At 61.3% G+C, this 20,487-nt stretch carries 17 protein-coding genes; 3 read left to right on the top strand and 14 right to left on the bottom strand.

Translation table 11 applies throughout. The features are described 5' to 3' along the window. Positions 1–9: 9 nt before the first annotated feature. The 3 genes from ACVOLS_RS05670 to ACVOLS_RS05680 are packed head-to-tail and all read right to left on the bottom strand — an operon-like array spanning position 10 to position 2,901. Positions 10–219 carry a DUF1656 domain-containing protein gene (locus ACVOLS_RS05670; protein ID WP_481544833.1) on the bottom strand — a complete coding sequence of 70 codons (210 nt, stop codon included), beginning with the start codon at positions 217–219 and terminating at the stop codon, positions 10–12. Further along, positions 209–2,389 (bottom strand): FUSC family protein, encoded by a 2,181-nt coding sequence (locus ACVOLS_RS05675; protein ID WP_481544834.1) that lies wholly within the window; start codon positions 2,387–2,389, stop codon positions 209–211. The genes ACVOLS_RS05670 and ACVOLS_RS05675 overlap by 11 nt, the downstream gene beginning before the upstream one ends. Continuing rightward, the gene (locus tag ACVOLS_RS05680; RefSeq protein WP_481544835.1) at positions 2,386–2,901 is read right to left on the bottom strand and encodes a MarR family winged helix-turn-helix transcriptional regulator; all 516 of its coding nucleotides are present in this window, start codon (positions 2,899–2,901) and stop codon (positions 2,386–2,388) included. The genes ACVOLS_RS05675 and ACVOLS_RS05680 overlap by 4 nt, the downstream gene beginning before the upstream one ends. A 230-nt stretch (positions 2,902–3,131) precedes the next feature. On the opposite strand from ACVOLS_RS05680, the gene cls reads away from it, so the two are divergent. The 3 genes from cls (at position 3,132) to ACVOLS_RS05695 (ending at position 5,849) form a co-directional block, all read left to right on the top strand. Continuing rightward, positions 3,132–4,592, top strand: coding sequence for a cardiolipin synthase (gene cls, locus ACVOLS_RS05685; protein WP_481544836.1), 1,461 nt, complete (start codon positions 3,132–3,134; stop codon positions 4,590–4,592). A 178-nt stretch (positions 4,593–4,770) separates the two neighbouring features. Next, a complete protein-coding gene (locus ACVOLS_RS05690; RefSeq protein ID WP_481544837.1) occupies positions 4,771–5,085 on the top strand; it encodes a hypothetical protein in 315 nt (104 codons plus the stop codon). Next, positions 5,082–5,849 (top strand): pyridoxine 5'-phosphate synthase, encoded by a 768-nt coding sequence (locus ACVOLS_RS05695; protein ID WP_481544838.1) that lies wholly within the window; start codon positions 5,082–5,084, stop codon positions 5,847–5,849. The genes ACVOLS_RS05690 and ACVOLS_RS05695 overlap by 4 nt, the downstream gene beginning before the upstream one ends. 1,205 nt (positions 5,850–7,054) lie before the next feature. On the opposite strand, the gene ACVOLS_RS05700 is transcribed toward ACVOLS_RS05695, so the two are convergent. From ACVOLS_RS05700 to dnaA, 11 genes are all read right to left on the bottom strand, one after another. After that, the gene (locus ACVOLS_RS05700; RefSeq protein ID WP_282268368.1) at positions 7,055–7,465 is read right to left on the bottom strand and encodes an ExbD/TolR family protein; all 411 of its coding nucleotides are present in this window, start codon (positions 7,463–7,465) and stop codon (positions 7,055–7,057) included. 3 nt (positions 7,466–7,468) lie between these two features. Then, positions 7,469–7,897, bottom strand: a complete 429-nt coding sequence (locus tag ACVOLS_RS05705) for an ExbD/TolR family protein (protein ID WP_057629873.1) — start codon at positions 7,895–7,897, stop codon at positions 7,469–7,471. 47 nt (positions 7,898–7,944) lie between these two features. Continuing rightward, positions 7,945–8,688 (bottom strand): TonB-system energizer ExbB, encoded by a 744-nt coding sequence (gene exbB, locus ACVOLS_RS05710; protein WP_057629874.1) that lies wholly within the window; start codon positions 8,686–8,688, stop codon positions 7,945–7,947. A gap of 86 nt (positions 8,689–8,774) precedes the next feature. Then, positions 8,775–9,446, bottom strand: coding sequence for an energy transducer TonB (locus ACVOLS_RS05715; RefSeq protein ID WP_481544839.1), 672 nt, complete (start codon positions 9,444–9,446; stop codon positions 8,775–8,777). Positions 9,447–9,592: 146 nt separating this feature from the next. Next, the gene (locus ACVOLS_RS05720; RefSeq protein WP_481544840.1) at positions 9,593–10,780 is read right to left on the bottom strand and encodes a tetratricopeptide repeat protein; all 1,188 of its coding nucleotides are present in this window, start codon (positions 10,778–10,780) and stop codon (positions 9,593–9,595) included. Positions 10,781–10,910: 130 nt separating this feature from the next. Beyond that, complete coding sequence (locus ACVOLS_RS05725; RefSeq protein WP_481544841.1) at positions 10,911–11,717, bottom strand: M48 family metallopeptidase; 807 nt, start codon at positions 11,715–11,717, stop codon at positions 10,911–10,913. A 70-nt stretch (positions 11,718–11,787) separates the two neighbouring features. Beyond that, a complete protein-coding gene (locus ACVOLS_RS05730) occupies positions 11,788–12,621 on the bottom strand; it encodes a CPBP family intramembrane glutamic endopeptidase (protein ID WP_481544842.1) in 834 nt (277 codons plus the stop codon). A 72-nt stretch (positions 12,622–12,693) separates the two neighbouring features. After that, entirely contained in the window at positions 12,694–15,153 is a 2,460-nt protein-coding gene (gene gyrB / locus ACVOLS_RS05735; protein WP_481544843.1) for a DNA topoisomerase (ATP-hydrolyzing) subunit B, read from the bottom strand. A 109-nt stretch (positions 15,154–15,262) separates the two neighbouring features. Beyond that, the gene (gene recF / locus ACVOLS_RS05740) at positions 15,263–16,363 is read right to left on the bottom strand and encodes a DNA replication/repair protein RecF (protein ID WP_481544844.1); all 1,101 of its coding nucleotides are present in this window, start codon (positions 16,361–16,363) and stop codon (positions 15,263–15,265) included. 1,228 nt (positions 16,364–17,591) lie between these two features. Then, complete coding sequence (dnaN, locus tag ACVOLS_RS05745; RefSeq protein WP_057629944.1) at positions 17,592–18,692, bottom strand: DNA polymerase III subunit beta; 1,101 nt, start codon at positions 18,690–18,692, stop codon at positions 17,592–17,594. A 367-nt stretch (positions 18,693–19,059) separates the two neighbouring features. Beyond that, a complete protein-coding gene (gene dnaA, locus ACVOLS_RS05750) occupies positions 19,060–20,388 on the bottom strand; it encodes a chromosomal replication initiator protein DnaA (RefSeq protein WP_481544845.1) in 1,329 nt (442 codons plus the stop codon). Between the last annotated feature and the right edge of the window lie 99 nt (positions 20,389–20,487).

Here is a 20,487-nt window from a genome sequence, read left to right on the forward strand (position 1 = left end):
CATCCTCAATCAGGAAAAGTGCGGCAGGAACAACAACAAGGCCAGGCAGTAAATGCTGGCAAACAGGGCAACGCGCACCAGCGAGGGGTGCAGCGCGCGGCGGTACAGGCCTACCCGGCCCAGGCCGTAATCGAGCAGGCCGAACACCGGCAGCAACAGCACCACCAGCACCAGCGAGCCGGGGAAATAGATATCGCCGATGGATACTTCAAACGGCATGGCGGGCCTCCTTCAGGCGCTGCTGGCGGCGGGAACGCTGCACATAGGCGGCCAGCACCGAGGCGCTGTCATCCAAGCTCATCTGCAGCAGGTAAAGGTGATCGCGCACGGCGCGCAGCGCCTGCGGTTGCGGGCCGGTCAGCTCACTCAGCGCGCCCTGCACGCTGGCCTTGGCATCGCGCAGGGTGCGTGCCTGCGGTTCGCGGTAAAGCTGCCCGAGCAGTGCCAGCGCCTGTTCGATCCGTGCGTGCAGCGTGGCTGGCAGCTGTTGCTCGGCAAGGTCATGGCGCAGATCGATCGCACAATGGCCGGCTTCGTGCACCAGCAAGGCCCACTCGAACAACTGCCGCGATGGCCGGCTGCCGGGCGCGGTGCGGCTGGCTACCTGTTGGAACAGTTCGCGGCTGACGCTTTCAAACTTCGGCAGCAACCCGGGCAGCGGTGCGCTTACCGCCAACTGCACCTGCGCACGCAGGCGCTCCAGCAGGCGCCGCTGACGTTGCTTGCTGCCGGGCAGGCCCGGCACCAGCATGAACACACCGGTTGCAATGAAGGCGCCGACCGCCAGCGTCAACGAGTTGTCCAGATAGGTCTGCGCGCTGGGATGGAAATGCGGGCCCATGTTCCACGAGACCAGGATGCCAACGTTCAAGGCCAAGCCGGTCACCGCGAAGCGCGGCCGGGTGGAGATGTACAGCGAGGCGATCATCGATGGCAGGGTCAGCAACACCAACATCGGGAAGTCCGATCCCAATGCCATCGCGATGAAGCCAGGCACCGCGAAGAACGGCGCTATGACATGGCCGATGGTGGCCCGACGCACTACCCACAATGGGTCGGGAGCGGCGGAGGACATCGCCACCAGCGCGGCCATGCCGAATACCGCCAGACCGCCTTGGTTCCAGCTGCTGCTCAACCACAGCAGCGACAGGGCCAGCATCACCACGAAGCAGCGCACGGCGGCCAAGGCAATCGCATACCAGTCATTGGCGCGGGTAAAGCGCACCTTGCTCAAGCGCGGCGCGCGTGCCCGCAGGCGGCCGTTGCCGGTTTCCATTCGCGCCTTGGCGCCTAGATAAGCCTGCAGCTCTTCGGCAAAGCGGCGCACCAGCAGGGAGCTTGCATCGAAGCCGGTCTGCAGGTCTGCTGGTAACACGCGCCGTTCACGGGCGAACACGCCATTGAGTTGTCCACACCAGTGCTGCAGGGCCTTGGCCAGGGCAGGGACGTCGTCACGCAGCGTGCTGTCGTCCAGCAGCTGCGACAGTGGCTTCAGGCTTGCCCGTATCGCCGCGACCAGGGCGTCGTCCTTGCTGCGATGCAGGCGATCGATATGGTGGTGCAATGCCTGGAAACGCGAGGTGGCTGCCATGAAGTGCTGGTTGATCAGCTTCAGCTGGCCGTTGTTGCTGCGCAGGATCGGGTCGTCAAAGTACGCCATCGCACGCAGGTCTTCGAAGTTGATCGCGCCTTGCACCACCCGGCTCTGGGTGCGCTCGATCACTTCAAAGCCGTGCAGGCGGCCGCCGATCGCATCTGCGACAAAACCCAGGAAGTCATTGAGGTTGCCGTCATCGGCCGCACGCAGGCCGGCACGCAGGCGGTTGGGCCACAGCACGTCGAACACCACACTGGTCACTGCCATGCCGAGCAGCACTTCGCCCGTGCGCTCCAGCGCGCTGTTGAGGATGTTCTGCGGGTGGTTGAGCACCGGGAATACGATCATCGCAACGGTGTAACCGGACAGCACGAAACCGTACGAGGCCATGCCACGGCTCCATACCGAGCCACCGGCACAGAAGCCGGCCCACACCGCCATCACCGTCACCAGGGCGACCGGGCTTTGTGGGAACAGCGACACCATCAGCACTGCCATCGCGCAGCCAACCACGGTACCGACACCGCGATAGAAGGCTTTGGCCAGCACCATGCCGGTATTGCGGTTCATCACCACCAGCACGGTGATCATCGCCGTGCCTGGCGAGCTCATGCCCAGCCGCATCGCGATCCAGCCGGACAGGTACAAGGCCACCAGCACCTTGCCGATATAGGCCCACACCGCGCGTTCGCCGCTCATGGCCTGTGCGAAAGTGTCTAGCCAGGGGTTGGGGAACTTGGCGTCAGGGGACTGCTGCGCGCCCGGCGCGTACTCAGCCGGTCGGGTACTCATGGCTGTTGTTCCAGGCCCATCAGGATGCGGGTCAGCACGGTTTCGGTGTGGCGCAGTTCTGCCGGCTCGACGCCGCTGAAGAAGTGTTGCAGCTGCTTGATCACCGCCGGCATCACCTGCTCGATCAGCTGCTCACCGGCCGGGCTCAGGCGCACCACCAGCTTGCGCCGGTCTTCGGCACTGGCTGCGCGACTGACCAGCTGTTTGGCCAGCAGCTGGTCGATCAGGCGGGTGACATTGGAGGATTTCTCACTGGCCGCCTCGCTGATTTCCGACGGGCTGAGGCCCTGCTCGGAGCCGTCCAGCATCATCAGTACGTTGTACTCCGGATGGGAGATGCCGTAGTCACGCATCAGCTGGTTGCCATGGTCACAAAACAGCTTGTGCACCAGCTTGATCAACCGCGCCAGCATGGCCTGGTCGCGCGGAAAACCGGGGTGGCGGGCACTGCTGATCGCCAGCTTCTGGTCGATGCTGGCGTAGCCGCCGGCGGCGGGGATGGATTTGTCCATCCCGGTATATTACATTTATGTATTAAATGATGCAATGCACAAACGCCTCCGGCTTTTGTAGGAGCGGCGTAAGCCGCGAAGCTGGCAATCCCACCGCGCAAAGCCCATACCCGATTCCGCGGCTGCCGAGCGCTTTCCGTTCCGGATCCGGCAGTGGCTTCGCGGCTTACGCCGCTCATAAAAAAAAACGGGGGGCCCCTGCCGCCAGCGGCGATGGCTAGAATCGCCGGATGCGCGAAGCCCTCCAAGACCTGTGGACAAGTCTGTCCAGCATTCCCCACGCCGCCCAGATCCTGGCCGCCGCCTATGTCACCTATCTGCTGGTGCTGGCCTGCTACATCGTGCTGCAGAAGCGCGAGCCGGTCGCCACGCTGAGCTGGATCCTGTCGCTGGCGGCGCTGCCTTATATCGGCCTGTTCGTGTTCTACCTGTTCGGGCCGCAGAAGATCGTGCGCCAACGCCTGCGCCGCGGTCGTTCGCGCGAGGGGATGAGCACCTATGACGCAGTCTGTCCGCCCGATGCCAACTGCACCGAGCTGGCGCGGGTAGGGCAGGCCACCACCGGGCTGTCGCCGAGCACCGCCACTGATGTCGATTGGTTGCTGGATGGCGCGGCGACCTATGCCGCCATCATCGATGCGATCGGCAAGGCACGCCGCCACGTCAACCTGGAGTACTACATCTTCGAGCCCGACCATGCCGGCACCGCCATGCGTGATGCGCTTGTGGAGCGTGCCCGCGCCGGCATCAAGGTGCGTTTACTGCTGGATGCGGTGGGTTCTTCGAAAGTCGGCAGGAAGTTCCTACGGCCGCTGCTCGATGCCGGTGCTGAGGTTTCCTGGTTCCATCCACGCCAGCTGCTCAAGCCACTGAAGCGGCCGTGGTTGAACATGCGCACCCACCGCAAGCTGGTGGTAGTGGATGGCGAAGTCGCATTCACCGGTGGCATCAATGTCACCGACGAAGAAGACGACAGCCGCAACCCGAACGCATACCGCGACCTGCACATGCGCATTCGTGGACAAGTTGTCCACAGCCTGCAGCTGGTGTTCCTCGAAGACTGGATCTACGCCACCGAACAGGGCCCGGAGCTGTTCGAGCGCGGCGACCTGTTCCCCGCCGATGTGCCCACCCGGGCGCAAGGCAGCATCGATGCGCAGGTGCTGGTGTCCGGCCCGGATTCGGCCTGGGAGCCCATCCATCGCCTGCATGTGGCCGCCATCCAGGAAGCCAAACATCGTGTGTGGTTGGTAACGCCGTATTTCGTGCCCGGCGAGGCAGCGCGCATGGCGCTGACCTCGGCCGCACTCGGCGGCCTGGACGTGCGACTGATGGTGCCCAAGCAAAGCGATTCGAAATTCGTCACCCTGGCTGCGCGCTCCTACTTCGATGAGCTGCTGGAGGCCGGCGTGCGCATCTTCGAGTACGGCCCGCGCATGCTGCACAGCAAGGCGTTCATCGCTGATGACGACACCTGCATCGTCGGCACCGCCAACTTCGACCACCGCAGTTTCCGGCTCAACTTCGAGCTGTCGATGATGTATACCGACCTCAAGCTCACCGGCGAACTGGAAGCCATCCTGCGGACCGAGTTCGACAGCGCCGAGGAGGTGCAGTTGATCCGCGACCGCTCGCTGTGGCGCAAGCGCCTGCCAGAGGCCTTCGCGCGGCTGGCGTCGCCATTGCTATAGGGCAGGGCCCGCCGGCAAGGATCTGCAAGGGTCTGATTCGGGCCGAAATGCGCTGAACAGAGTCCGCTTGTTTCGCTGAACCTACCGGCTGTCCGGTACAGCGGCCAAACCCTTGTCCATGCATGGAATCGGTGCTGCCAGCGCCGTTACACTGCATGCCTCTGACAGGGAGATCGTCATGTACTGGCTGTTTCTATTGCTCGCGCTTGGCGCGTTTGTGCTTGCCTTTTCCACCACCCATAGCTGGCTGCTGGTGTTGGCCCTGGTGGCTGCATTGGTGTTCCTGGTGTTGTGGGCAAAGGGTCTGTACGTATCCCGCTTCAGCGGTGTGAGCTCAGCACCGCGTCCGCTGCACGCCGCTGAACTGCAGGCGCTGCGCGCACAGCTGCAACCCAAGGCCGATACCGCTGCTGCTGCACCAGAGGCCCCGATCGTGCCGACACCCGCAAATCCCTCAGCGGCTGCTGGCGACCGGGAGCTGCCGCAGCCATGACCGCACTCAGCGTCAACGTCAACAAGATCGCGGTGCTGCGCAATTCGCGCGGCGGCAATGATCCGGATGTGGTGCGGGCAGCAATGACCTGCCTGCGCGCGGGCGCCCATGGCATCACCGTGCACCCGCGTCCCGACCAACGCCACATCCGCGCCGCCGACGTGCTGATGCTTTCAGCACTCACCCAGCAGCATGGTGTTGAGTTCAATATCGAAGGCAATCCGTTCGCGCCGGCGCGCGAGGGCTACCCCGGCCTGCTTGAGCTGTGCGAACAGACCCGCCCCGCCCAGGCAACGTTGGTGCCCGATAGCGATGGCCAGCTCACCTCCGATCACGGTTTCGACTTCGGCCGCGATGGTGAGCGTCTGCGGCCGTTGATCGCCACGTTGAAGTCCCATGGGTGCCGGGTCAGCCTGTTCGTCGATGCCGGCAACCCCGACATTGCCCAGGCCGCCGTGCTCGGTGCCGATCGTGTCGAGTTATACACAGGACCCTACGCCGAAGCGCATGCAGCAGGTGACCCTTGGGAATCCCTGGCGCTGTTCGCCGATGCGGCCCGCCGTGCCCAGGCTGCAGGCTTGGGCGTCAATGCCGGCCATGATCTGTCACAGACAAATCTGGCCGCGTTTCTGGCCCACGTTCCCAACGTGCTGGAAGTCTCCATCGGCCACGCCTTGATCAGCGAAGCCTTGTATACCGGGCTCGAAGCAAGCGTGGCGGGCTATCTCGCAGCTATTGCCGAAGCCGAAAACCTGCGCAGCTAAGCCAGGCACCAGCTCTTTCCAAAGTGCCGTGGCTGGCAGCAATCGCGCGCTGTTTCCAGGTCAACACGTTGTACCAACCGGTCTGACGAAGACATCAGCAGCACACCAAGCCCCTGGGTCCGGGCCAAGTGAATTTACATCCACACACTTATCCACATACGTTCGCATCGCGTTTCGTAGGGACGTGCCTGAACCGCTCAGCGTTGTGGATAAGCTGGAAACGCCATTGCGGAGCAATCCAGATCCTGGCTTGTGCTGATTCCGAGGGCATGTGCCCGATGGTTTATCCACAGGCTATGGAGCGGCTGGAAGTGCTGCGGACGACCTGTTGTTGCGGTCGATCCCAGCCGATGCGCACTGGCTTTGACCGTGACCGGGAAGCAGGTGCTGACGCCTCGATCAGTGCACACTCGCCGCGCCCGGATTAGGTCCTCGGCTCGTCTTTTGCGAAGTTAACGGAACTTCGGCGCATTCAAACCAAAATTGCCACCGGTAAAGATTCACCCCACTTGCCTGGCAACCGCTCAATCCCTTCCCGAAGACCCCTGGCATGAGACACGACACAGTTGCATGCACGCGAATTGCGGCTCCCTGATCGTCGGCAGTCCGCATCATCTGCGATCGTTATCCACATGGCGTGGTGCGAACGGGCAGGGCCGACTTGCATCAGGCGAGGCTGTCTTTCCCGTTCGATTTATCCACAGTGCCAAACACGCATTCGCGGTCGGCTGGTGATCAGTGGCGATCGATTTCCACGTGGATCACGTCTGAGTAATCCACAGGCTGGTTGGGGACTTCAATCAAAGTCCGCCCCCCGCAAGGTTCCATCCACAGGCAACTGTTGGTAAGTCGCTTCGATGACGAGCATGTTGGCAGGTATTTCTGCTGCAGGACGGGGGTAGGGCTGCGGATCGCCATTCCTGGGCCCCACGCAACGCTGCGTGGAGCACGGTTGGACGCAGCCCGACCTGCTCTTCGTGGATTCGGAAAAGTGTCGAGCAACCCTTGGACCGGTTCCGATCTGCATCAGTCCATCACAGCACATCAGCTCCCGCCGACCCGGGAATCTTCGAAAAACAGCGATGCGGTGGTTTGCAAGCTGCCGCTAACCCCGTGAACAGGAGCAAGGCTTGAAAGGCAAAAAAAAACGCCCCCACAAGGAGGGCGTTTTCCAGTCGCGTCATGACTTGGTATTGCAGTATTGCTTACTGCACGAAGCCAATCTTCTTCATCTGAGCGTTCTTCGCCTGGGCCAGGATCTTGGCCATGACGTCGTACTCCGAATCCGGGCTTGCTTCGATGCGAAGTTCCGGCTGGTTGGTCGGATCCTTCTGTACTTCTTCTTCCATCTTCTGCTGCAGGTCGCCCACGTTCACCGGACTATTGTTCCAGTAAACCTGGTTGCTGGCGTCGACGCGGAGGTCGATCGGCGGCGGCGGCTCGCGCAGCTGCGGCGGCGGATTGATAACCCGCTGCGGCAGATCCACGGCGATCGGGTACGTCATGATCGGCGCGGTAACGATGAAGATGATCAGCAGCACCAGCATCACGTCCACGAGGGGCGTGACGTTGATGTCGGCCATTGGGCCCCTGTTTCCACCACTACTGAATGCCATGTCTTATTGCCCCTGTTTGTCTTTGGTGGCAACGAAACCGACATCCAGCATGCCCTGACCCTGCGCGATCTTGGTGACCTCGTTGATCACCTTCATCTTGGTGGTTTTATCACCACGCAGATTCAACGGCGGCTGCGGCGTCTGCTGTGCAGCGGTCGCGAAACGTGACTCCAAGGTCTCCTTGGAGACCTCTTCGTCGTTCCAGTAGAGCTTGCCGTCTTCCTTGACCGCCACCGTAATCGGATTCTTGCGATCTGGCGCAGTATCCGGATTCTGGATCAGGTTGGCTTCCGGCAACTCCACCTTGACCTTATGGGACATCAGGGGAGCCGTGATGATGAAGATGATCAGCAGCACCAACATCACGTCCACGAGGGGAGTGACGTTGATGTCGGCCATTGGGCCGCTGCTGTTACCACTACTGAAAGCCATAACGGGCTCCGTCTATATCGTTGCGAAGACTTACTTAAGCTGCCGGATTAGCGAACGCGCGAACCGGTGGCGAAGAAGTCGTGCAGATCGTGAGCGAAGGTGTCGAACTTGCTGACAGTCGCGCTGTTGATCTTGCTGAAGAAGTTGAAGGCGAACACGGCCGGGATAGCCACGAACAGACCGATGGCGGTCATGATCAGTGCTTCACCCACCGGGCCGGCAACGGCGTCGATCGAGGCCGAACCAGTTGCACCGATCTTGATCAGCGCGCCGTAGATGCCCCACACGGTACCCAGCAGACCCACGAACGGAGCGGTTGCACCGACGGTGGCCAGCAGGATCATGCCGCCCTGCAGCTTGTTGGATTCGCGGGTCACGGCCTGACGCAGGGCGCGGTCAACGAATTCCGAACGGCTCAGGGTTTCCGAAGCACCAGCCTGCTGGTGGTGGGCAGCAGCCTGGGCTGCGTCCAGAGCGATCTTGGAGAACGGCTCCGAAGCCGGCTGCTCTTCCATGGCGCGGATGGCGTCCTGTGCGTTCGGGGCATCCCAGAACTGCGACGGCACGCGATCAGCAGCCGACTTCAGGCGAGCGGTGCGGAAGATGTTGATGACGGTCCAGTACCAGGACATGGCCGACATGATCACCAGGGTCAACAGAACAACCCAGGAGACGGCGAAGTCGCCCGGCTTGGTGGTCATTTCGTGGATCAGATGCTCGAAGCCCATCTGCGAGAGAGCGTTGTTTGCGTTGCCCCCGGCAGCAGCGGCGATGAAAATTTCCTGCAGCATGACGCTTACCTTTGTTGTGTGTGGTGTTAAAGGGTGTAGCTAATGTTGACCTGACCTGGTGGCGGCTATCAAAGCCGCCCCTTGGATCAGCTCAGCGCAAAGTTGACCGGGACGCGGACGCGACCAGCTGCCTTCGATCCACCGCTCTGGGCGGGGTTGAACTTCCACTTACGCGCCGCTTCCATTGCAGCTCGGTCGAGGTCGCGGTTGCGGCTGGACTTCTCGACAGACACATTGGTGACGTTGCCGCTGGCATCGACATCAATGATCAGGATGACCTCGCCCTGGATACCGGCACGGAATGCAGCCGGCGGGTAACGCGGCGGGTTCATGGCCTTGGACGAGATGTCCACGCTGGCCTGGATATCAACCGGCGGTGACGGCGGTGCAGGCGGCGACGGCGGCGTGACCACGTCGGTCGGACGTGGCTCGGCCACGTCGATCGGCGGTGCTTCCGGCGGCGGCGTCAGCGGCGAAGCCTTCGGCGGCGCCAGATTCTTGACCGGCGGCGGCGGGGTGTCCTGCGGCGGCGGCGGCGGCGGCGGCGGCGGTGGCGGCGGCGGAGCGTCGACCAACGTCACCATGACGTTGCGTTCCTTCTCCGCAGCTGCCTTGGGGGCAACGGCCGGAATCAGGAGCATCATCAGGGCTGCAAGATGCAGTGCGATTACAAATGCGATACCCGCGATACGCGGCCAGCTCAGGCCCGTTTCTTTCTGGGTGTCATACCTGTGGTGGAAGACCAGTTGTTCCGTCATGCGCCAAGAACTCTTTAGTGGGGTCGGGGTGGTGGTGTGAAGCCACCCCTGATTCAGCGGTGCATGACACCGCAGGAACCTCCAAGCTTATACCAATCCTGACCAGCTGCGCATCAAAATTACAGCTGTTCAGGCGTTATTCCTGCTTACTTCAGGTTGATGATTTTGTTTGCATCTGCCGGGTTTTTGATGCCCTTCGCCAATGCGTCACGCGCGGCCTGCTTTGCTTCGGGGATACGGCCTTCCGCATGCAAAACGCGAGCCAGATTCAGGTAGGTCTCACCGTCCTTGGACAGCGGGGCCGCGTTCTTCCAGGCTTCGATCGCCTGCGGCACCTGCTCGGTGTAGTAGTACGACTGCGCCAGCGCCAGATAGGTCTGGTAGTCCGGCTTGAGGATGCCCTTGGAGATACCCTCGTTGATCACCGCAATGACGTCCCGTTCCTTGTTGTCGGTGTTGGCATAGATCGAATACAACTGCTTGTATTCGCGCTCTTCAGTGAGCTGTCCGGCTGTGCGCAGTTTGTCCATCACTGCGGCAGCCTTGTCCATCTGGTCGGCCTGCATGTACATGCTGGCCAGGTTGAGCTGGGCTTTCTTGTCGGCCGGGTTCTTGGCCGCCAGCGCTTCCGCTTCCTTCACTGCCTCACCGGTCTGGCCGGCTTCGGAGTAGGAGGCCATCAGCAGTTGGTTCCAGGTGTCCTTCGGCTCGGGCGAGGCGGCAATGGCTGCCTTCAGCACCGGAATGGCCTCGGCGTACTTTTCGCTCTGGTACAGCGCCTGGCCCTTGATGATCAGTTCTTCAGGCTTGTTCGACTTCGACTCGGCGAAATATTTGTCCAGATTGGCCAGGCCTTCCACCAGCTGGTCATCCTGCAACTGCAGCTGGGCAAGCATCAACATCGCCTGGAAGTGACCGTTGTTGTCAAGCTGGTTCAGCGCGATCGCCTGCTGCAGGTACTGCTTGGCAGCGGCGTTGTCTTCAAGGTTGTAAGCACCTTGCGACGCCAGCTGGTTGGCGACGGCCTTGTCGTAATCATTGGCATCCGGCGAAGCGAGGATTTCGTCGGCCAGGGTGCGGGTTTCCGCGAATTCCTGCTTGTTGTAGGCAGCGAACAGCTTGTTGAGCTTGCTCCCCATCTTCGAGGACGCCTTGCCCTTCGGCTCCACGCGGGTAGCTTCCGGGTACAACACTTCAGCCTTGGCACTGTCCTTGTTGCCACGACGCTCAGCAGAGCGCGCCGACTGCGCCGCAGCGTCAGCGACGACAACACCGCCCAATGCAGTGGCGATGAGGATGGAGAGCACGGCGTGCTTTTGGCTGCGGAAGATCATGTTTCACCTCGAAGGGCCGCCGTGGCGGTAGAAATTCAAACTGTCGGAACGAAACCGAGCACACAAACGTATCAGAAATTATTTGACGGAGAAATCACTTCTGATGGTGTACTGCAGCAATTTCCTACAACTAACCGCAGCGAGGGACTACACCGGAACGCCTAGCCTGCTGAAATACAGGCTCCAACGCAGGAGTGTCACGTTGCAACTCACGGATACGGTTGGCCGGGTCTGGGTGGGTGGAAAGCCACTGCGGAGAGCGATTCCCGCTGGCTGCCATCATGTTCTGCCACAGATTCACAGCTTGTGAGGGGTCAAAGCCGGCCTGTGCCATCAGGCGTTGCCCCACCACGTCAGCCTCACTTTCCTGAGTTCGGGAGCCGGGTAGCAGGATCAGGCCTTGTGCGCCCATTCCACCGAATTGGTTGACCGCGCTGGCGGCGGTGTCACCGTAGGCGGCGCCAGCCAGCGCACCCAGAATGCCCAACCCCACCTGCGTGCTTTGCTGGCGGGTAAGCCGCTCTTCGTGATGGCGCGAGATCACATGGCCGATTTCATGGCCGATCACCGCCGCCAGCTGATCCTGGTTCTTTGCAACCGTGAAGATGCCGGTATTCACCCCGACCTTGCCGCCGGGCAGGGCGAAGGCGTTGGGTTCTTTTTCTACGAACACCGCGGTTTCCCAGCGTACGCCATGGTATTGAGAGGGTAATTGCGCGACCAAGGCGTTGACCACGCATTGCACGTAGGCGTTCTGTTTGGCATCGCGGTTGAGCGTCTGCTTGGCCTTGGTTTCTGCAAAGGCCTGCGCGCCGAGCTGATCCAGCTGCTGCTGCGATATGCCTCCTATGACCTGACGTCGCCCGGTGGGCGAGGTGGTGGTGGCGCATGCGCTGAGCAACAGCGCGGCAACAACGGCTAGTCCGACAGCTTTCATCCGGGATCCCCTCGTTCACGTCTGCAGTGTGCGAGTGTCTTGCTTAATTTTTCGTCAACCGCTGGCAGCTTTATTGCGTGCCGAACAGCACCATCGCCGCCAACGCAACCGCGTTGTTCAGCGCATGGGCGATTACCGCCGCCCACAGCGTTCCTGTCCTGCGATAAACCCATGCAAAAGCAGCGCCCATGCCGCCGTAAATCAACCACAGCTGCAGCATCGCCGGGAAGCTGTTGGGACTGGTACCGGGGATCTCGTGCACCAAGGCAAATGCCAAGCTGCTGAGCACGATGCCCAGCAGGGGACGATTGGCGGCCCACAGGCGTCCGAACAACACGCGACGGAACAATAGTTCTTCGTAGGCCGGCGCCAGCACTACCGCGAAGACGATCAGGAACAGTGGGTACTGCGCCCATGCCTGCTGCATCAGCAACAGGTTGGTTGGCACCGGCTCCACGCCCATCTGCTTGGCGATCCAGCCAATCCCGCTGCTACCCAGAAAAACACCGGTAGCGACGACTGCGATCCACCCCCAGGTGGATGGACGGCGGATGGCCTGATTCGATTGCGCACGCTCAGCCGGACTGGCGCGACGGCGCAGGAAGTACAGCAGCAACGCCGCACCACCAGTGGATACTAGTGCAATCAGCATCTGCGGCAAGGCACCGGGTGTGCCCAAAGCGGTTGCCAGCTCTGCTGCTGGCGGGGCAGCACCGTCGCGCGCAGCCTGCATGCCAACCTCGACACCACGCCATAACGCCCAGACCAGACCGCCCAGCACACTCAGGAACAGCAGCGTGGCAATGCCGATCAATAGATCCAAGGCAAAGCCGCGCACCGGCGAGCCGGGCTTGGACAGGGCAGGGGAAGACGAGGGGAGCGGTACGTCGGGAAGGGTGGACATCGCGGACCTGGGGCGTGGCTCGGATAGAAGGTGGGCGCCGTTCCCGGCGCCCACACTGACGGTTGCGCTGGATCAGATATCCAGGTTCATGACCTTCAGCGCATTGCTCTCGATGAAGTCACGACGCGGTTCCACCACGTCACCCATCAAGGTGCTGAATATCTGATCGGCCTCAACCGCGTCTTCGATGCGAACCTGCAACAGGCGGCGCGTATCCGGATTCACCGTGGTATCCCACAGCTGCTCCGGGTTCATTTCACCCAGGCCCTTGAAGCGCTGGATCATGCGGCCGCGCTTGGCTTCTTCCATCAACCAGGCCTGTGCCTGCGCGAAACCGGTGATCTCGGACGACTTGTTGCCACGGTTGATGGTGGCGCCTTCGCGTACCAGGCCATGCAACAACTGCGAAGCCAGATGCAGCTGACGCAGTTCGCCTGATTCAAATGCGGCAAGCGGCAGCACCTGAGTGTGTTCCTCACCCATGTGACGGCGGGTCACCAGCACGGCGGCCGGGCGCTGTTCATTCGGTTCCTGCAGTACCAGGCTGAAACGCGGCGTGCCCAGGCTGCCCTGGTTCAAGCGTGCAGCCAAAGCCTCCAGACCCTCGCCCGGCGCTGCGCTACGCAGGTGTTCCAGATCCATCGGAGTGAAATCGACCAGCGCCTCGAGCAGACCGCGGTCGTAGCGGTGCGCATTGCGGTTGATGGTTTCCTGCGCAGCAGCGTAGGTCATCAGCAGTTTTTCCAGCGCCACGCCTTCGATCGGCGGCTCGCCGGCAGCCGGAATCAGCGCCGCGTTTTCCACTGCATTGTTGGCCAGATACGCATCCAGCGCCGGGTCGTCCTTGAGGTACAACTCGGTCTTGCCCTGCTTGATCTTGTACAGCGGCGGCAGGCCGATATACACGAAACCACGCTCGATCAGCTCCGGCATCTGCCGGTAGAAGAAGGTCAACAGCAGCGTACGGATGTGCGCGCCGTCGACGTCGGCGTCGGTCATGATGATGATCTTGTGGTAGCGCAGCTTGTCCGGGTTGTACTCGTCACGGCCAATGCCGGTGCCCAGCGCGGTGATCAACGTACCGACCTGGTCGGAGGCCAACATGCGGTCGAAGCGGGCACGTTCCACATTGAGGATCTTGCCGCGCAACGGCAGCACCGCCTGGTTCTTGCGGTTGCGGCCCTGCTTGGCCGAGCCACCTGCCGAGTCACCCTCGACGATGAACAGTTCGGACAGCGCAGGATCCTTTTCCTGGCAGTCGGCGAGCTTGCCCGGCAAGCCTGCGATATCCAGTGCGCCCTTGCGGCGGGTCAGATCGCGGGCCTTGCGCGCGGCTTCGCGCGCACGGGCAGCATCAACGATCTTGCCGGCAATGGCCTTGGCTTCGTTCGGGTTTTCCTGCAGGAATTCTTCGAGCTTGGCGCCGAAGGTGCTTTCCACCGCCGGCTTGACGTCGGAGCTGACCAGCTTTTCCTTGGTCTGGCTGGAGAAGCTCGGGTCCGGCACCTTGACCGACAACACCGCGATCATGCCTTCGCGCATGTCGTCACCGGTGAAGCTGATCTTGGCCTGCTTGGCGATGCCGCTCTGCTCGATGTAGTTGTTGAGCGTGCGGGTCAGCGCGGCACGGAAGCCAGCAAGGTGGGTACCGCCGTCCTTCTGCGGAATATTGTTGGTGAAGCAGTACATCGTTTCCTGGTAGGAATCGGTCCACTGCAGCGCAACTTCGACCACGATGCCATTGGCTTCGCCGGTTACCGCGATCACGTTCGGATGCAGCGGGGTCTTCACCTGCGCCAGATGCTCCACGAAGCTCTTGATGCCGCCTTCGTAGTGGTAGTCATCGCGACGGCCTTCGCCGCGCTCGTCCACCAGGGTGATGTTGACGCCGGAATTCAGGAACGACAGTTCGCGCAGGCGACGCGCCAGGATTTCGTAGTGGAATTCCACATTGCCGTGGAACGCAGTCACCGACGGCCAGAAGCGCAGCATGGTGCCGCGGCGGTCGCTGGTTTCAAGCTGCTTGAGCGGCGTTACCGCTGCGCCGTCGGCGTATTCCTGCTGGTAGTGGAAGCCACCCTGGAAGATATCCAGCAGCAGCTTCTGCGACAGCGCATTGACCACGCTGACGCCGACTCCGTGCAGGCCGCCAGAAACCTTGTAGCTGTTGTCGTCGAACTTGCCGCCTGCGTGCAGGACGGTCATCACCACTTCGGCAGCGGAGACTTCGCGATCGAGCTTCTGGCTCATCTGCGCATGCTTGCCAACCGGGATACCGCGGCCGTTATCGGCCACCGATACCGAGCCATCGGCATGGATGGTGACCAGTACGTTGTCGGCATGACCGGCGAGCGCTTCGTCGATGGAGTTATCGACAACCTCGAACACCATGTGGTGCAGGCCAGTGCCGTCATGGACGTCGCCGATGTACATACCGGGACGCTTGCGAACAGCCTCCAAGCCTTCCAATGCGGTGATGCTGTTGGCGTCGTAATTGCCGTTGTTGACCGGGGTGTTCTGTTCTTCGCTCATTGCGCTTGCCGTAGGCTCCGCAGGTCATGCGCCGTTCCGTGGAACAGGCATGAGAGATAGGGGATGACGTTCCGATTATACCTGCCGGGGGGATTTCCGCCCTGAAGGCTCAACTTACGGCATTGATGGTGCCATGTTCCACGTGGAACACAGCTGCCGGCTGCAGTTCTGCTTCCAGTGCCGCCGGTGTTTCCGTTGCGGTGATGAATATCTGCGCCGGCGTTGCGGCCAAGAAGTGCAGAACGCGTTGCTGGTGATTGCGGTCCAGCTCCGAGCCAAGGTCATCCAGAGCGATTACCGGCCATTCGCCGCGTTGGCTGGCGTAATCGTCAGCCTGCCCCAGCAGGCAAGCCAGGGCGGTGAGCTTGGCTTGCCCGCGTGACAGCGCATCGCGGCCCGGAATCTGCGTGAAACCAACACTCCAATCGGCCCGGTGCGGGCCCACCGAGGTATAGCCCGCGCTACGGTCGCGGTCGCGGGCCAGCAGCAAGGCATCGCCCAGCGACATTTCGTGCCGGCGCCAGCCCGGCTGCAGTTCCAACGCATTCAATTGCAGGCCAGGAGCCAGATCTGCAGCAATTGCGACCGCCCGATCCTGCAGGCGTTCCAGATAGTGCTGGCGACGGGAGGTAAGGGGAGTTCCGGCTTCAGCCATCTCCCAATCCCAGGCATCCAGCTGCTTCCCAGGCGCGCCCATCTTCAACAGCGCATTGCGCTGCTTCAAGGCCCGCGTGTAGCGCCGCCACAGGGGAAGAAAGTCAGGTTCCACGTGGAACAATCCCCAATCGATGAAACGACGACGGGGTTCGCTGCCTCCGCTGACCAGGGCATGGCTACCCGGTTCAAAGGTAACCACGGCCAGTGCGGCGCAAAGATTGCCCAGTTGCGCCACATCTTCGCCGTCCAAACGGCCTTTCCAGGCCTGTCCGCTGTGCCGCAAGCCTGCACGGCGCGTTGAAACGCCGAGTTCTGCGTCGCTGCGCTCCTGCCATTCGACAAAAACGTCGAGATTCTCGGCGCCCTTCTGCACCAGACCATCGCGGACACGGCCTCTGAAGCTGCGGCCATAGGCCATCAGGTGCAGGGCTTCGAGCACGCTGGTCTTGCCCGCGCCATTGGCGCCGGTAATCAGGTTGATGCCGGGGCGGGGAGCCAGCTCCACCGAATCGAACCGACGCACGCGGTTCAGGGCAACACGGACGATATGCATTGACGCTCGACAGAAAGCACGACGCCAACACGGGGTCCGTGGCTGGCCATGCGCAGCTTAAAGCATCCGCCAAGTTCGAACAGCCCGATGAGTAGGCCCAAACGCGTTCGCAGGAACAACGGCGATCTGTGCCACGTGGAACATCACAGGATTTCTTCAAATCTGAGTAGCGGCCTGGGCCGCAGCTGCGCAGATTTCACGAAATGGGGTGTTTTTTGGAGCATGTATAGGTCCGGGTACAAACCCTGTGTATAAGTGGGGCAATCTGTGGATAAAAGAGGCCTTGAGAGGCCTCTTCGACCTTATCCACAGATATCCACAGGCTAGAAGCCCTGTTTTACAGGGGGTTTCAGTGCCAATAAGTCAATGTAAAACAATCACTTAAGCCAGTTTTACATGAAATCTGCTCCTACCATCACCACCAAGCTTTTGATTTATTCTCAGATTTAAAGCATAGAGCTGAGAAAACACGCACCCAGGAAAGGCGAAAAACCAGAGCCGTGAATCTTTGAATTCTGGGTACTGGGATCCAGCTGCAAGATTCAGATTTCAAAAAATCCGAGGTCGATCCGAGCTGGCTGCCCCGTCTGCTTTGCTGGTCCTTTGGAGATGCTCCGGAAAGGGTGCGGATTTCTTGAATTCTGATCGGCCGATCAAGGTCCCGGGCCCCGGATTTCACGGATTGAGCTGCTCGCTTTGATCTGCGAACCCGAGCTCTGCATGGGTATCGGGCGTGACGGTCCGAAGCATCAAGGAATTTGAGCTGCTGATCTTCGATCAGGTTGGCTACTGCCAAAGTTCAACGGCATCCAGCTCGGTCCTGCCCGCCAAGGTAGCCAGGCAGGGAAGGAGTCCTGCACATCAAAGCCCTTCCGCTAAGCGCTGAAGCGATCGTCCAGATAGAAAACCAGTACACGGATCTCAGTGAGCTCCGAAGACAGCGGCAAGAGCGATCGGAATGAGCTGGAACCAGATGTTTGGGCTCAGCTACCGGAATCAGTACCTGGCACGGTAGCTGAAGGAAATCGCGAGACTCTCATCAGTCCAAGATCTGCCACCACGTCGTTGCACCTCGCCAGGAAGCAGGGGATAGGGCGCAATCGTCCAGAAGCCGGCGAACTCGGGGCCGCGTCCCGCCTGTTCCACGTGGAACCTCAGTCAGAATCCAAGCCACAAAAAAGCCCGGCATCAGGCCGGGCTTCTTCGTGTTCCACGTGGAACCTGCAGGTCAGAGACGCAGCGGCATCACCACGTGACGCGACTTCTCGCTGCTGGCTTCACGCACCAGTGCCGAGGAGTTGGAATCACGCAGCTGGATGACAACGTGCTCATCGCGCAGTGCCGACAGGGCATCGAGCAGGTAGTTCACGTTGAAGCCGATGGCCAGATCGCTGACCACGGTATCGGCTTCGATCTCTTCCTGGGCTTCTTCCTGCTCCGGATTGTGCGCGCTGATCTTCAGCTGGCCCGGGGTCACTTCGACGCGAACGCCGCGGTACTTCTCGTTGGAAAGAATTGCCGCACGCTGCAGCGAAGCACGCAGGGTTTCACGCTCAACCTTCACTTCGCGGTCGGCGCCGATCGGAATCACTGCTTCGTAATCCGGGAAACGGCCGTCGATCAGCTTCGAGGTGAAGGTGACATCGTCGCGCTTCATGCGCACGTGGCTACGGCCGACTTCCAGCTCAACCTCGCGCTCGCCGCCTTCCAGCAGACGCTGCAATTCGGTCACGCCCTTGCGCGGCACGATGATCTGGCGCTTGGCACCGTTATCGTTTTCCAGTGCGGTTTCGCACAGCGCCAGGCGGTGGCCATCGGTTGCGACGCAGCGCAGGATGCTGTCGCGCAGGTCGAACAGCAGGCCGTTGAGGTAATAGCGCACGTCCTGCTGCGCCATTGCGAAGGCAGTGCGCTCGATCAGTTCCTTCAGCGCTGCTTCCGGTACGACGACGCGCTCGGTGGCTTCAACTTCGTCAACCGACGGGAAGTCATTCGCCGGCAGGGTCGCCAGAGTGAAGCGGCTGCGTCCTGCTTGGACGGTGATCTTGTCGCCCGTCTGCGAAACCGTGATGCGGCTGCCGTCGGGCAGGGCACGGATGATTTCGAACAACTTACGCGCCGGGATCGTGGTTTCGCCGTCCTGGGCATCTTCGACCGCGATGCGGGAGACCATCTCGACTTCCAGGTCGGTACCGGTCAGCGAAAGCTGGCCGCCCTGAACCTGGACGAGGAAATTGGCCAGAACCGGCAGGGTCTGACGGCGTTCAACCACGTTGACGACCTGGGCCAACGGCTTGAGAAAGGCTTCGCGCTGCAGTGTGAAACGCATGTGGTTTCGTGCCCCTATGCTTTTAAAAGATGTGGATTAAATCAAAAGCTTGGTGGTGCTGGTAGAGCCAGATTTGGCTTAAAACACACCTAAGTGTTTGTTTTTAAATGTTTTATTGAAACTGAAACCCATGTATTACTGACGCTGAGCAGGTGGGTGAACCTGTGGATAATTTTGACGCGGTTTTGCCGACCAATTTTATCCACAACTTCTCCCAAGCCTGCCCCCGAATCATGCACCGTTTTGTGCGATGACGCCGCAGTGGCGTCCGTGCATCATTCGCTCCACTTACCGCCCAGACCTCGCTGCCCCAATGGTTTTCCCACCTGCTTCACCGATGAGCGTTTCCACAGGGCAGCGCCCGGGCCTACTCGCTGAGCTTGCGGATCAGCTTGTCCCAGTCTTCGCGCAGCTTGCCGTCGGTTTCCATCAACGTGCGGATCTGCCGGCAGGCGTGCAGCACCGTGGTGTGGTCGCGGCCGGCAAAGGCATCGCCGATTTCCGGCAGGCTGTGTTCGGTCAGTTCCTTGGTCAGCGCCATGGCGACCTGGCGCGGACGGGCCAGTGAACGGGTGCGCCGCTTGGACAACAGATCCTTGATCTGCAGGCCGTAGTAGTCGGCAACCGTTTTCTGGATATTGGGGATGCTGATGGCTTGTTGCTGGGCACGCAGAAGATCGCGCAGGGTTTCCTGGGCAAACTCGGTGGTGATCGCGCGGCCGGTGAAGTTGGCGCGGGCGGTCAGCGTATTGAGCGCACCTTCCAGATCGCGCACGTTGGAGCGCATCTTCTTGGCGATCAGGAACGCCACGTCGTCCGGAATCTCGGCGCCGCGTTCGCGGGCCTTGGCCAGCACGATGGCAGCACGGGTTTCGAAGTCCGGCGGCTCGATGGCCACCGACAAACCCCAGGCCAGGCGTGACTTCAGCCGAGCTTCCAGGCCTTCCACTTCGCGCGGATAGCGGTCGCAGGTCAGGATGATCTGCTGCTTGCCATCGAACAAAGCGTTGAAGGTGTGGAAAAACTCTTCCTGGGTGCGGTCCTTGCCGGCGAAGAACTGGATGTCATCGATCAGCAGCGCGTCGACCTGCTGGAACTGGCGCTTGAACTGGTCCATGGTCTTTTCCTGCAGCGCACGGATCATCGCGCTGAAGAACTGTTCCGAACGCAGATACAGCACTTTTGCCGCCGGATTAGCCTGGCGCATGGCATTGCCAGCGGCCAGCATCAAGTGGGTTTTACCCAGGCCGGTGCCGCCGTACAGCAGCAGCGGGTTGTGCGCACGATCACCCGGCTTCTGCGCCGCCTGGAATGCCGCCGCCAAACCGAGCTGGTTGCTGCGGCCTTCGACGAAATTGGTGAAGGTGTAGTGCGAGTCGAGGTTGCCGTTGAACGGCACCACCGGCGCGGCCGGCACATAGCTGGCCGCCGGGGCGACCAGCGGGGCCGGTTCCGGCGCCCGCGGGCGCGAACCGATTTCCAGGATCACCTCGCCGAAACCGGCGAAATGGGTCAGCAGTTCGCCGATGCGCGGCAGGTAGCGTTCGCGCACTTGGTCGACAATAAAGGCATTTGGCGCGTACAGCACAAGGCTGTCAGCGCGTTGGTCGGCCTGCAGCGGCTTCAACCAGGTGTGGACATCTTCGGGCGGAAATTCCGCCTCCAGACGTTCGAGACAACGTGTCCAGGCATCCATCAGCAATAGTCGTCAAAGGCTTGCCAGCCGGGCGCAGAAAGCCGCCGGGCCACAGGCCGGAAGGGGGAAAGTGGATGGCCCAGACTACCACCGCAGGCC

This window comes from Stenotrophomonas sp. STEN038 (genome assembly GCF_056759895.1).